The sequence below is a fragment of the Hyunsoonleella jejuensis genome (assembly GCF_900111025.1).
Classification (GTDB): domain Bacteria; phylum Bacteroidota; class Bacteroidia; order Flavobacteriales; family Flavobacteriaceae; genus Jejuia; species Jejuia jejuensis.
The window spans coordinates 606,841-618,983 of the sequence record NZ_FOFN01000002.1 but is presented as its reverse complement, the minus strand read 5'-3'; the positions used below and the strand labels follow the sequence as shown (position 1 = coordinate 618,983).

Here is a 12,143-nt window from a genome sequence, read left to right as displayed (position 1 = left end):
TCTAACCGTTGTAATACATTTAACTTAATAGAGTGAATACTAACACTTGAAATATTTAGTTCAATTTTGATCCTTTCTGCCGATTTTCTTTCTTATGTGCTATTCCTAAATTTTCCATTTTATCATCACCACCTATTGAGAGAGGCTCAATATGATCAACTTCAATTTCGTCTCCTAAAAAAATTGGAGCTTCGCTTAAAGAACTTTGATTTCTTTGTGTTTTAATTAATTTTAACTTCTCTTCTTCATTTAACTTTATCGTTCTTTTAGCTTTCTTGTATTTTTTATGAAAAGAATTAACTGCATTTAAATACTGCTTATAACCCAAATTATTTTCTTGTAATTCTTCTGGTATATTTTTTATAAATCTAATAATTTCTATTACCTCTTTTTTAATTGCTAAGCGATGAAATTTTACCATTTCAAAATTTAATTTTTCTAAAAGAATCCATAAAAAATAGAAGTCTTGAATTCTTCTTCTAAATCCTTTATGAACATTACCACCACTAAATACATAATCCAACTCACTCTTAAGAAAATCTGCTAAATCTTCTTTCTTAACATCTCTATCAATTAAAACGAATTTTATTTTTTTAATGTTGTTTTTTACATCTTTAATTGCCTTTTTAAACTTCTTCCTCGCGTCTTCATCTTCCGTAATATTCAACATTAAAGCACTTATACGACCTTTTGTACTGATTCTTGAATTCATTCTGTCAGTTTTCTGGTAAACATCAATTGTCTTGGGAAATGATGATGAATCACGATAATATTCTATATATGAAAGTGATGTTAATAGTTCTTCGTTTTCCATTCGGTCTCTGTCATTAGCCTTCTTTATTTGTTTAATAAAAAACCACTCATCAACTGATTTTTTTAACTGTTTTATTTCGGAGATTATCTCAACATTTGCCCAAGAATTCCACATTTCAAAAGAATTTTCACGAATTGGATAAGGCTTATCATTCAGTCTTATAAATAGGTCTACAGGATCAAAATATGGATTTTGAATCGCATCAATTTCAACAACATATATTTGAAAATCTAAAATTTTATCTCTTTCTTCTTCAGTTAAATCAGTAAATGAACTTCCATTTAATTCTTTTAAAATCCGAAGCTTTCTTAATTTAAATTTATGATTTTTAGAGGAAGATAGCTTATTGTTCTCATCTAGATAATCCTCACCAATAAACCCTAATAATGTTAGCAAACGCTGTTGTCCATCTATTACTTCATTTATACCATCTGTTCTTTTGAAAACAAAAATCGGAGGTAATTTAATACCTAATAAAATACTCTCAATAATCGCAGAAGCCTTATTAATATTAATAACCTCTTTTCTCTGATAAGACGGCCTTATCATATATCTTCTGCGAGTCATTACCCTAATTATATCATCAATTGAATTATTAACCGGTTCAGGTTTTGATAATCGCAATGATTCCAATTCAGCTAATCGTGTAGAACTTTCTTCTGGCTTGCTGAATTCTTTTATTTTCTTTTTAGTTTCCTCGTCAGCAGTAATATATTTATCGAAAGAGATTTGAAATCTTTTCGACAGAAACTCTGAAGTACTTAGAAATCTAGTCATTATTTCTGACGAAAAATTGTAATCAACCAGAGTATAATAACTAATATTTTCATGTATGTGACTTGCTATTTCTGAAATAAACTCATCAGAATCTACGTATTCAATATCTTCTAAATCTAGAATATGAAGTCCCCATAAAAAGCATTCAAGCGCAAGACGATTATTATCGAAATCTTTTTCTTTAGAATAAATTCTAACCTTATTAAGAAATTCTATTTTTTCGAAATATTTATTAAGTACTGTTTGCTGATTTTCAACATTGGTATCTGAAAAGTACTCGTAAAGTTTGGAAAGTATATTAGTTCTGCCAGTTCCTCTGACATAATAATTTATTGGATATAATGCTAAAACCAACGACCTTCTTGTGAATGACATTATTTTTGCAATTGGATAGTCTACAACTGGATTAACTGGCTGTTTAAAAAAGTTTTTAAAAACAAGTTCTTTATCTCTTGGGTTATCCTGATAATGTTGTTTAAAAAAGTTGGACAAATCGTCATTGTCATATATTGCGTTATCGATCTCATCCTTTTTTAAAGGTGTAATTCCAGAATTATATCTAGAAAAAATTTCTTTTTTTACTTTATCCTGTAATAAAACATCTAAAGGAGGTGTATTAACTAATCGAAATTCTATTATTCTAATTTTAGCATCAGAAAAAACATCAATTATATCACGATGTTTTTTACTCAAGCTATCCCAAGTAAACCCTTTTAATTGCTTAAGTACATTTAAACCTTTATTAGTTAGTGAAAACTCACCATTCATAAATCTTAAAATGGTTTCATACCTCTGTCTTCCGTCGATAACTTCAATTGAATCTTTACTATTAAAGAAAATTAACGGTGGAATTTCAGTTCCCATTAATATACTTTCTATAAAATAAGTAGCCTTGTGAGAATCCCAAACATAGTTCCTTTGGTAATATGGTGCAAAATCAATTTTACTCTTTGATCTAATGCTAAAAAGACTTTCAATAGACTTTGAATAAGTCTCTACTTTCATATGCTCTTTGAAAATCTTCTCAAACATCTCTTGTTTGTTCAATTCATTTATATTCATAAAATTAAATTTAAGCTGGTTCACTATATAATTCTATTGTATTGTAAACAAATCTAATAAAATCTAGACAGTAATTATTTAAAACTAAATGATATTTTCCTACATCACAGTTTGTAAATATAAGATGAGTATAATTCATTACTAGTAAAGGTTTACATACGAATACCGATAGCTATCGGGACCGCTGGAATTTTCTATCCTTGATTATTTGCTAACTTTAGTGCTTAAGCACGCAACGAAATCATACACAAAACCAATAAGCGTACCACCAAATAATATAAATTCAAGCTTAGTCCAGCAAAAGGCTTGTATTATATTTAGTAGTTAAGAAAACTACGTAGTTTTTACTCTCAAAACCCCCAATCTTCAATTCAATATTTCCCGTTCTAAGTAAAACACAGGTAAAATGTTATCAACAACAACATGTTTATACGTAGTGTATTACGTAAATTTTATCGTGCTTAAATTTATTTTAAAACACTTGTAATCAAATACATAAAATAAAAACCTGTGTTTTAATAGGTTTGCTTATGTGTAAAAAGAGGTGTGTTTATGGGGATTAGCATGGGTAAAATCTAAGTGTACTTATATATTTGTCAAAAAAATAAGTATTTATACTTAGTTAATTAAAAAACACGTAACATGAAATCTCTATTAAAACGCACCTCTTGGATTTTACCCGTAGCAGTTCTACTATTTGCTTGTGGTGGAGAAAAGAAAAAAGAAACTGTTGTAGCTGAAGCTACTCCAGCAAGTACTACAAAAACATTAGACATTGAAAAGCCACAGTTAACTTTTGGGTTTATCAAATTAACAGATATGGCGCCTTTAGCGATTGCTAAAGAAAAAGGATTCTTCGAAGATGAAGGCTTATTTGTTTCTGTTGAAGCACAATCTAACTGGAAAAACGTATTGGACCGTGTCATTGATGGTCAGTTAGACGGATCGCACATGTTAGCGGGTCAACCCATTGCTGCAGGTGCAGGTTTTGGTCGTCAAGCAGAATTGGTAACACCATTTTCAATGGACCTTAACGGTAACGGTATTACAGTTTCAAACGATGTTTGGAGCAAAATGAAGCCAAATGTACCAAAAGGTGCTGATGGTAAGCCAATTCACCCTATTAAAGCTGAGGCTTTAAAGCCTGTAATTGATGAGTACAAAAACTCTGGTAAAGCCTTTAAAATGGGTATGGTATTCCCCGTATCTACACACAACTACGAAATAAGATATTGGTTAGCAGCTGCTGGCATCCACCCAGGAATGTATACTGCTGATAACGTACAAGGACAAATTGATGCTGAGGTTTTATTATCTGTAACGCCTCCGCCACAAATGCCTGCAACACTAGAAGCTGGTACTATTTATGGGTACTGCGTGGGTGAGCCTTGGAACCAACAAGCGGTATTTAAAGGTATTGGTGTACCTGTAACAACAAACTACGACATCTGGAAGAATAACCCAGAGAAAGTATTTGTAATGACTAAGAAATTTGTGGATGAAAACCCTAATACTGCTATTGCTGTAACTAAAGCATTAATTAGAGCTGGTAAATGGTTAGACGAACCAGGAAACAGAGCAGAGGCTGTAAAAATATTATCTATGTCGCAATACGTAGGTGCTGACGAAGCTGTATTGGCAAACTCTATGACAGGAACGTTTGAATTTGAGAAAGGTGATAAGAGAGAAATGCCAGACTTTAACGTATTCTACAAGTACAATGCTACGTATCCGTTCTACTCTGATGGTATTTGGTTTTTAACGCAAATGAGACGATGGGGACAAATTCCTGAGTCTAAGCCAGCAGATTGGTATGCATCAACTATCAAAGATATTTACAGACCAGATATCTGGACAAAAGCAGCAAAGATATTGGTTGAGGAAGGTAAAATTCCTGCAAGCGATATTCCTGCAACTGATGGTTACAAGCCTGCAACGGCCGACTTTATTGACGGTACAACCTATGATGCAAAAGACCCTATTGGATACATCAACAGTTTTAAAATTGGTAACAAAGAGAAGGCTGTACAGTAAGACACATATATAATGTCAGTTCGAGTGATTTTGAAGCATGAAAAATCGTATCGAGAACATTTAGGAAGAGCATAGTTCTCGATACAAATTTCACTCATTATCAATCGCGAAATCCACTCGAACTGACAGTATTATCAAAATACAAAACACTAAACGACAATAAAACAAAAGAATCATGAAGCAGAGTTTAACATTAGGAAGGGTAACCAAATTTATGGGCTTAGGTTTTTTAAGCTCTTTTAAAGACCTATTCACTGGGAAGCTAGAAAAGGAAGACTATAAAGCCTTTTTACGTAAAGTCATTGTGCCTATTGCTTCCGTTCTATTATTTATTGCCCTTTGGCACATGGGTGCAAAAGCGCTTTACAATGTTGAAGCTGAATTTAGAATAGAAAAAGCACTAAACGAACAAGGGCAAGCCGCTGCTGATGAAATGGCTGCTTGTATTGCTTCTGGAGATGTGAGTTGTCAACCCAATACATTGCCATCACCTTCTCAGGTTTGGGCATCGTTTCAATCGTTGTTAAAAGACCATGCGTTGATTAGCGCTGATAAAGCTGCTTTTATTGAAAAAACAGCAGCCTTAAATGAAAAGCGAATTGCTGAAGGTAAAGATGCTATTGTGTACACAGGTAGACCATCGTTTGTAGATCAAATCTTTAGAAGTTTAAAAACGGTATTCGCGGGATTCTTTTTAGCTTTATTAATAGCTGTACCTCTTGGTATTTTTATTGGATTGAGTCCAACACTTAAAAGTGCGTTTAACTGGTTTATTCAAATTTTTAAGCCTGTATCGCCAGTGGTTTGGTACTTGTTAGTGTTTATGATTGTAAAAACATTATTGATAGATTCTAGTGAAGATAGTTCGTTTTCAATTTCGTTTATCGCTGTTGGTTTATGTTCTATGTGGGCCACATTGGTAAACACGTCAATGGGTGTGTCGTCGGTAGATAAAGACTACATCAACGTTGCTAAGGTGTTGAAGCTTGGGAATTTCCAAAAAGTATTTAAGGTGGTATTGCCATCGTCTTTACCTTTAATCTTTACAGGTTTAAAAATAACCTTATCTGTAGCGTGGATGGTGTTGATTGCTATTGAACTTTTAGCACAGAGTCCTGGTTTAGGATTGTTTGTTTGGGAGGAATTCCAAAATGGTGCCAACGACTCGAATGCAAAAATTATAGTTGCCATGTTTGTTATTGGTATCATAGGGTTCTTATTAGATCGCCTGATGCTAGCGATACAAAACTGGGTGTCTTTTGAAAAAACAGATGCGATATAAAAATGAGTTTAAAGTTTCAAGTTCAAAGTTTAAAGTTGCGCAAGTTTGCGGATACACTGAGACTTAGAGTTGAAACACAAAATTGGCGGATAGACCCGCGTTAGGGATTGCAGAGGAAAGCCCACAGCGGAGCCCAAAGGCGAAGCGAGGACTTGCAACGGAAAGCCCGACCGGAGTGACTCCTGCAAGGTTTCTAAAAAACCTTGTAGGTATGGAAACGGAGGGAACGCCCTAAAAAAGTGGATTTGTTTATACGTTGATTCGTTTAGAATAGCTGAACGAGTAAGTGTAAACAGTTAAACAGATAAACAAATAAACATTAAGAAGATGGCATACTTAGAGTTAAAAAATATTTATAAAACCTACGGAAATGACGAGAACGCTACCGAGGTGCTATCTAACATTAATTTGGAGATAGAAGAGGGTGAGTTTGTAGCGATTGTTGGGTTTACGGGAAGTGGAAAAACGACATTGGTGAACTTGATAAACGGGTTGCTGGAACCTACAAAAGGTGAGGTGTTGTTTAAAGGTGAACCGGTTGTTGGAACGAGTCATGAACGCGGGGTGATTTTTCAGAATTACTCCTTATTACCATGGTTAACTGTGGGACAAAATGTGTATATGGCGGTGAAAGAAGCTTTCCCGAAAAAGCCCAAAAAAGAGTTGAATGAGATTGTTGCAGATTATGTAGATATGGTAGGTTTAACGCCTGCGATTAATAAAAGACCGAAAGAATTATCGGGTGGTATGCGCCAGCGTGTGTCTGTAGCGAGAGCTTTATCGATGAAACCAGAGATGATTATTATGGATGAGCCTTTAGGAGCGCTAGATGCTTTAACACGTGGTACTTTACAAGATGAAATTTTAAACATCTGGGGGAAAGATAAGCGTACCGCTTTATTGATTACCAATGATGTGGATGAAGGAATTTATATGGCAGATCGTATCATTCCGTTGCGTCCGGGACCAAATGCAACCTTAGGGCCTGAGTTTAAGATTGATATTGAGCGTCCGCGTGATAAAACTGAAATGAACGACAACCCAAACTATAAGAAAACCAGAAATGCCATTATTGAGTATTTGATGGATATTGGGGAAGAGCGTAAGTCGCAAGCTTCGGAAGAATTTGTACTTCCAGATTTAGCGCCAAAAGATTTTGTTAACCAATTTAGATAAGCATCAAGTTATGAGTACTATTATTACAGACACAGCTAAAACAACAGCACATAATGGCATTTTTCCATCGCATGAAGTGATGCTTGATTTAAAAGACTTAAAGAAAGTGTACCCGACACCAAAAGGAGACTATGTGGTTTTGGAACATTTAAATCTTCAAATTAGAAAAGAGGAATTCGTTACTATTATCGGGCATTCTGGGTGTGGAAAAACGACGATGCTTTCTATGATTGCAGGATTGAATCCGATTTCTGGAGGAAACATTTCCGTATTAGGGAAACATATTAAAGGCCCGGGACCAGATAGAGGTGTGATATTTCAAGCACCAAGTTTAATGCCTTGGATGACCGCTTTACAGAACGTGATGTTGGGTGTAAATCAAGTATTCCCACATGCTACAAAAGGACAACGCAATGATATTGCAAAATACTATTTACAGAAAGTAGGTTTAGAAGATGCGTTTAATAAACGTGCCTCTGATTTATCACAAGGAATGCAACAGCGTGTAGGTATCGCCAGAGCATTTGCTATTAAACCAAAAGTATTGTTACTAGACGAGCCTTTCGGGATGCTAGATTCTTTAACTCGTGGCGAATTACAGGACATTTTAATAGAGATTTGGAATAAAGAAAAAATTACTGCGGTAATGATTACCCATGATGTGGATGAGGCGATATTTTTAGCAGACCGCGTGGTAATGATGACCAGCGGCCCCAGAGCAAAAATTGGTGATGTTTTGGATATTGAATTTGAAAGACCAAGAACAAGAAAAGCCGTGTTAGAGCACGACGATTATTATAAATACAGAAAACATTTAATAGACTTTTTAGAGCACTAGAAAAGTAAACCAATAAGCAAATTAAATAGTAAACAAAAAAGTTTGTGGAATCTAACACGTTCCATGAGCCTAGGAAAAGTACAACCCAAAACGAAAACAATTAATTAAAAACTCAAACACGAATTAAACGTTAAAAACAAGTAAAAAATGAGAAAGCAATATGTTTTAATAGGCTTGATGGCATTGATGGTTCAATTAGCGCAAGCACAGTTTACCTTAGAAGGGGAATTTAGACCACGTAGCGAATATTTTGGAAACGGCGGAAATTTTACAGGAGGCACTTTTCCTGCACAAACAGCTACAGATGCCGATGAAGGTTTTTTAAGAACCACGGTAAGAGCAGCTTTAATAGCTAAATATAAAGCCGAAACCTATACAGTATACACTAGTTTTCAAGAAGTGTTTGCCTTTGGTGATAGACCACAAATAGCAACAAATGGAAATGGAAATTTTAGAGTACAAGAGGCTTGGGCCAATTTAAAGTTGGGCACATCTTCTAGCTTAAAATTAGGGCGTCAGCCACTATCTTATGATGATCAAAGAATTCTTGGTGGTTTAGGATGGGCACAACAAGCACGCACGCACGATGCGGCTGTATATAAGTACAAGAAAAATAAATTGAGTTTAGATATTGGTGGTGCTTTAAATACTACACTAGACGAAGTTTACAATACTTCAGCCTTATTCTCTTATAGAGATATGGTTTTTGTAAGAGCCAATAGCAACGGTGAAAAGCTTAATGTGTCCTTCTTAGGATTGGTAAATACCTTTCAAGATTCTAACGTAGATGGATCTAATAAATCTAGCTTAATTACGGCAGGTATACATGCAGATTATAAATTAGGCGCTTTAACGTTAACCTCTAACTTGTTTATTCAAGAAGGAGAGCGACTAGGCGGTGTAGATGTTAAAGGTGCATACTTAGCCAGTTTAGCTGCTGCCTACAAACTAAGTGATAAAAGTGCTCTTATTGCAACCGTAGAGCGTATTTCAGGAAGAAATAGTGAGTCTGCTGCATTCTTCCCACTATACGGAACAAACCATGCATTTAATGGCTTAATTGATAGATTTTATGTTGGTAATCATGGCAATGCGGGTGGTTTAAATGATTTTCAGTTATCCTATAAAACTAAAATCTCAGGTGTAGCACTTACAGTTGCAGGACATTACTTTACTGAACAATCAGACCTTGATGGTATGGGGAACGATTTAGGATCTGAAATTGATATTGTGTTAGCTAAGAAATTTAAGGAATTTACATTAGTAGGTGGTTATTCTCATTTCTTTGAGCCAAGTGATGTGGCGGACATTCCAGGAGTAAAGGACACTCAAAACTGGGCTTGGGCAATGTTAGTGATTAAGCCTAAATTTTTAAATACAGCAAAGTAAATAGATAATATTATGAAAATGAATTGGAAATAATTTTCATAATACAAAGTGTTAATTAGTTTGATATTCCAATTTTTGAATCCCGCTTTTGGCGGGATTCTTTTTTTGTCCAAAAAAACTTAAACTAATCCAAAAGCATACGTAGCTCATTCAAATGTCAACCAGAATATATCTAAATAGTCTGCAGTATTTCTTATTTCTAGATTCGAGATAACCATAAAATTTAAACATTATGAAAACAAATTCTATTATCTTGATTAGTAACCCGTGCTCAGAGCAATTCAGTACCTTTGAACAAACAACAGCTGGAGGATTCAGTAACTTATGTGAAAAAGAAGTGATTGATTTCAGGCACATACCTGACAAAGCATTGTTAGATTATTTACAAAGCAAAAAAGAAAATTCCTGTGGCATTTTAAATCATCTCGATTACATACTACTATGAAATCTCAAAAATTTAAGTAGATCATGACTTAATGTGAGAAGTTGAAGATAATGAAGTTTTTACTCTAAAAAGTCTTAATACAACTTAATTTTCAGTGAAGCGATTGTTGCCAATACTATTGTTGCGGGTGTTTTCCCGAGAAATGCTCAAAAATTTTATTTTACACAACTAGAGGAATTTAATTACTGTTGATTTTCCAAATCATTAATGGAATATTCTAAAGCTTAACAAAAAATTGTATTTCGTAGATTCCACTCAGGCCAGTGGTTTCTACAATTTAGCGAAGAACAATTCATCAAAGATTGTATTGAGGGCTATTTTTTGGCATCGCCAGAACTCTTTGCCAAAAATCATTTTCCACGTCATAAAAAATACCCAATTTTTGATGCAAAACCTGCATCTACAACGTGTTATGCTTTGTTAAATATAACGATTTTGACTCAAATTAAATGGGGTTATGAAGGCGTGTTGTGAAGGAAAAGAAGGTGAAATTAATCAAGTAACTCTAAGACTCTAATTTTATTTCTAGTTGAATAGATTTTTTTTTCATCGTGTAATTGTTTCAGTATTCTTGTAATTACAACTCTAGACGTATTTAAATCATCGGCAATTTCTTGATGTGTTATTTTTAAATCAGCATTATTGTTAATTTTTACTTTGTCGGACAAGAATTTTAATGTTCTTTCATCCATTTTCATAAATGCTAAACCGTCAATAGATTCTACCATTTCTAATAATCTAAAATGGTAACTATCAATAATAAAATGGCGCCATGATTTATATTTTACCAACCATTCATCTATATATTCCACTGGTAAAAAAATAGCTTTCATTGTAGTTTCCACAACACCCTTAAAAATACTTTTTCTACGGTTAATACAATTAGCAAATGATATGGCACAGGTGCTGCCGCGTTCCAAAAAATGAAGCACTATTTCCTCACCATTTTTTTCTCTTCTTATAATTTTTACTACACCTTTTAGTATTAGGGGGATATGCGTTAGCTCACTACCAATATCAATTAAAAGTTCGCCATCTTTGATAGTGTTAAAATAACCTACTTTAACGATTTCATCTATTAATTCATTTTCGAAAATTTCAGAATAACAATCGAGGATTTGCTGCCTAAGTATGGATTCTTGACTATTCATTTTTAGTGGTAGGATTGTTATATACAAAGATAATCAATTATCCACGAAAAACCCCTCTAACAGAAGTTAAAGGGGTGTTTTAAAAGGACTTAAATCAAATGTTATGAAAATTAATAACTAACTAAAACTTAATTTGTACTTGAGCTAATAATTGGTCGTTGTTTACATTAGCAACCGTTTCAATATTGGCAAGATAGTTTAATTGAAATCTTACTTTGTTATTCACAAAGTAGTTAAATCCTACAGTCATCCTTTCCAAATAACCAATATTGTTCTTCATGTCTATATCTGGATCAAAATATTCATATTTTAAAACGGGTTCGAATTTTTCATTTACGGCGTATGTAGCCAACATATAGGCTCCATCTCGCTTTTCACCTAATGCTATTGGTGTAGTACCGCAGCCACCTGCTGCACCTGCGAAATAGGCACCTTCATCATAAATATATTCAGCCTGAACTCTCAATTTGTCCAATTCTAACAATAATTCACCACCATAAGATGATCGATGATCCTCATTGTTATTTGGTATTGGGTGACCAAATCTAAAACTACCTCCCACAGTTAGATATTTAGTAATTTTATAGGTAGCTCTACCCATAATATCTTTCTTGGTATTGTTATCACCTTGGTTAAGGCCTGTACCATTCATAATAGCAACTGAATAATTTAGCTTATTGAATTTGTTACCACCGAAGACTGCTAAACCAAAGTCCCGCTGAGGTGCCACCAATTGATCGGCTACCACAGAACGTTCTATGGTCCTGATCATGTGACAAGGTGTAGCAACATCTAAACTAAAGGGCTGCTTGAATGTACCAACGGAGATACGAGCCCAGTTATCGGCCTCATAGGTTACAAAGGCATCCATTAAGTACGTATCTGCAGTGCCACCTATAAACGGACTTGCTTCAAACATAAAGTAGTAAGAAAAGTCATTTAGCACTTTACCTCTTACACCTAAACGGGCGCGCCTGAATCTTATGGTATTGTCCTGATCGCCATCTGTAAAATTATAATTATATTCTGGTTGCAGATAACCAAATAATTTAATATTTGGTGTATTGCCTTCAGCATCACTGCTTGTAGGATCATCTATATCGCAACCTTGAGAGAGCACTGCATTTGTATTAAATAACAGGGCTAAAATGAGCAATTTATAAATGCTTTTCATA

The 12,143-nt window shown here is 34.2% G+C and carries 9 protein-coding genes; 6 read left to right on the top strand and 3 right to left on the bottom strand.

Annotated features, from left to right (window positions below; genetic code table 11):
- Positions 1–55: 55 nt before the first annotated feature.
- Positions 56–2,653, bottom strand: coding sequence for a GmrSD restriction endonuclease domain-containing protein (locus BMY39_RS09475; protein WP_143064762.1), 2,598 nt, complete (start codon positions 2,651–2,653; stop codon positions 56–58).
- Between the two features lie 642 nt (positions 2,654–3,295).
- On the opposite strand from BMY39_RS09475, the gene BMY39_RS09470 reads away from it, so the two are divergent.
- The 6 genes from BMY39_RS09470 (at position 3,296) to BMY39_RS15170 (ending at position 9,817) form a co-directional block, all read left to right on the top strand.
- On the top strand, positions 3,296–4,687 hold the full coding sequence (locus BMY39_RS09470) for a CmpA/NrtA family ABC transporter substrate-binding protein (RefSeq protein ID WP_092578922.1): 1,392 nt from the start codon (positions 3,296–3,298) through the stop codon (positions 4,685–4,687).
- A gap of 175 nt (positions 4,688–4,862) precedes the next feature.
- Positions 4,863–5,969 carry an ABC transporter permease gene (locus BMY39_RS09465; protein WP_092578920.1) on the top strand — a complete coding sequence of 369 codons (1,107 nt, stop codon included), beginning with the start codon at positions 4,863–4,865 and terminating at the stop codon, positions 5,967–5,969.
- A gap of 327 nt (positions 5,970–6,296) precedes the next feature.
- Complete coding sequence (locus BMY39_RS09460; RefSeq protein ID WP_092578918.1) at positions 6,297–7,145, top strand: ABC transporter ATP-binding protein; 849 nt, start codon at positions 6,297–6,299, stop codon at positions 7,143–7,145.
- A 10-nt stretch (positions 7,146–7,155) separates the two neighbouring features.
- Positions 7,156–7,983 (top strand): ABC transporter ATP-binding protein, encoded by an 828-nt coding sequence (locus BMY39_RS09455; RefSeq protein ID WP_092579218.1) that lies wholly within the window; start codon positions 7,156–7,158, stop codon positions 7,981–7,983.
- 147 nt (positions 7,984–8,130) lie between these two features.
- A complete protein-coding gene (locus BMY39_RS09450; RefSeq protein WP_092578916.1) occupies positions 8,131–9,372 on the top strand; it encodes a hypothetical protein in 1,242 nt (413 codons plus the stop codon).
- Positions 9,373–9,604: 232 nt separating this feature from the next.
- A complete protein-coding gene (locus tag BMY39_RS15170) occupies positions 9,605–9,817 on the top strand; it encodes a hypothetical protein (protein WP_092578914.1) in 213 nt (70 codons plus the stop codon).
- Positions 9,818–10,308: 491 nt separating this feature from the next.
- Here BMY39_RS15170 and BMY39_RS09440 read toward each other — a convergent pair whose 3' ends face one another.
- A complete protein-coding gene (locus tag BMY39_RS09440) occupies positions 10,309–10,968 on the bottom strand; it encodes a Crp/Fnr family transcriptional regulator (RefSeq protein ID WP_092578911.1) in 660 nt (219 codons plus the stop codon).
- A gap of 121 nt (positions 10,969–11,089) precedes the next feature.
- Positions 11,090–12,142, bottom strand: a complete 1,053-nt coding sequence (locus tag BMY39_RS09435; protein WP_092578909.1) for a porin — start codon at positions 12,140–12,142, stop codon at positions 11,090–11,092.
- Position 12,143 lies beyond the last annotated feature (1 nt).

Bases quoted from the DNA above. Each gene is read 5' to 3' on its own strand.
- BMY39_RS09475 (WP_143064762.1), bottom strand. From the start codon at position 2,653: ATGAATATAAATGAATTGAACAAACAAGAGATGTTTGAGAAGATTTTC.
- BMY39_RS09470 (WP_092578922.1), top strand. From the start codon at position 3,296: ATGAAATCTCTATTAAAACGCACCTCTTGGATTTTACCCGTAGCAGTT.
- BMY39_RS09465 (WP_092578920.1), top strand. From the start codon at position 4,863: ATGAAGCAGAGTTTAACATTAGGAAGGGTAACCAAATTTATGGGCTTA.
- BMY39_RS09460 (WP_092578918.1), top strand. From the start codon at position 6,297: ATGGCATACTTAGAGTTAAAAAATATTTATAAAACCTACGGAAATGAC.
- BMY39_RS09455 (WP_092579218.1), top strand. From the start codon at position 7,156: ATGAGTACTATTATTACAGACACAGCTAAAACAACAGCACATAATGGC.
- BMY39_RS09450 (WP_092578916.1), top strand. From the start codon at position 8,131: ATGAGAAAGCAATATGTTTTAATAGGCTTGATGGCATTGATGGTTCAA.
- BMY39_RS15170 (WP_092578914.1), top strand. From the start codon at position 9,605: ATGAAAACAAATTCTATTATCTTGATTAGTAACCCGTGCTCAGAGCAA.
- BMY39_RS09440 (WP_092578911.1), bottom strand. From the start codon at position 10,968: ATGAATAGTCAAGAATCCATACTTAGGCAGCAAATCCTCGATTGTTAT.
- BMY39_RS09435 (WP_092578909.1), bottom strand. From the start codon at position 12,142: ATGAAAAGCATTTATAAATTGCTCATTTTAGCCCTGTTATTTAATACA.